This is a genomic window from Halorubrum sp. SS7 (genome assembly GCF_005435055.1).
GTDB classification, from domain to species: Archaea; Halobacteriota; Halobacteria; order Halobacteriales; family Haloferacaceae; genus Halorubrum; species Halorubrum salinarum.
This window is the reverse complement of sequence record NZ_SGXV01000091.1, coordinates 360-1482: the sequence shown is the minus strand read 5'-3', so window position 1 is coordinate 1482 and position 1123 is coordinate 360. Positions and strand designations below refer to the sequence as shown.

Here is a 1123-nt window from a genome sequence, read left to right as displayed (position 1 = left end):
CGCGAGCGAGGCCGCGCTGATGCGCGCGCGGACCCGCGTGGAGGTCGAGGACCTCTCCGAGGGAGAGCGCGATCGACTCGAAGAGGAGCGCAAGGGCGACGGGGGTGAAGCGTGACCGACGTGGTCCCGGCGCCGAGCGCGGAGGACATCCCGGTCAACGAGCCGGTGTCGGTCGACATCGGTCCGGGCCAGCAGGCGACGGTGACGTTCACCGCCCGCCAGCGGACGAACGACGGGTTCGTGCTCCCGACCGTCGCGGTCTCGAAGCGGTCGCAGTCGACCTACGAGATCACGATGGACGACGAGGAGGTCTACGGCCCGGCGTCGATCCCGCCGACCGATATCGACGATCTCGGCGTGTGCTTCGTCCCGGCCTACGAGTTCGGACAGGAGCTGGAGGTTCAGGTGGCGAACCTCTCCGACACCGAGCGGGAGTACCACGTTCAGCCGATCGGCTACGAACGCCGCGGTAACGGGGGTGCCTGACGTGGGGCTTGAGAGCGAGGTGGAAAAGATCAAGGCCCGCGGAGCGTCTGGTACGGCCCTCACGGACGGCCCGGAGGACATCTCCGACGGCAGAGAGGCGAGCCTCTCGACGGGGACGGGAGCGGCGTCGTCGGCGACGCTGTTCATCGCGACCGAGGGCGCCGTGGGGCTCACGATCGAGTTCTCGCCGGACGGTGAGACGTGGAGAGAGCCGGGCGACGAGTCGCCGATCGGCTTCGACGCGGCCGGTGAGGACGTGGCGTTCATCGACTACGACGCCGCTGCGGTCCGAATCACTGCGTCGAACGACACCCCGGTCGACCTCGATCTGCGGGTGACAGCATGACCCGCTTCCCGGCTTCCGGCGGCGGGTCAGGGCCGCCCTACACCTACGTGATGGACGGCTACCCGAGCGACGCCGAGGAGGGCGAGAGCCTCTATCATGTCACAGAAGACGCCGCCTACGTGTACACCGGAAGCTCATGGGTCGAGCAGACCGTTACGAACCACGGGCAACTCGCTGGTGTGTCGGCGGCCGATCACCACAGCCGATATACTGACACCGAAGCCCAGTCGGCGGTCCACGACAGGCCCACATCTACGCAGCAAGCATCCGGTGGGACTCATCGGCAATATA

At 67.6% G+C, this 1123-nt stretch carries 3 protein-coding genes; all 3 read left to right on the top strand.

Features of this window, described 5'->3' with window-relative positions:
* Positions 1–111 precede the first annotated feature (111 nt).
* A complete protein-coding gene (locus EXE44_RS16765) occupies positions 112–486 on the top strand; it encodes a hypothetical protein (protein WP_199233591.1) in 375 nt (124 codons plus the stop codon).
* A gap of 1 nt (position 487) precedes the next feature.
* Positions 488–832 carry a hypothetical protein gene (locus tag EXE44_RS16760; RefSeq protein WP_137693514.1) on the top strand — a complete coding sequence of 115 codons (345 nt, stop codon included), beginning with the start codon at positions 488–490 and terminating at the stop codon, positions 830–832.
* A partial coding sequence (locus EXE44_RS21155) for a hypothetical protein (RefSeq protein ID WP_206750396.1) occupies positions 829–1123 on the top strand: 295 nt, incomplete at its 3' end. The genes EXE44_RS16760 and EXE44_RS21155, both read left to right, overlap by 4 nt.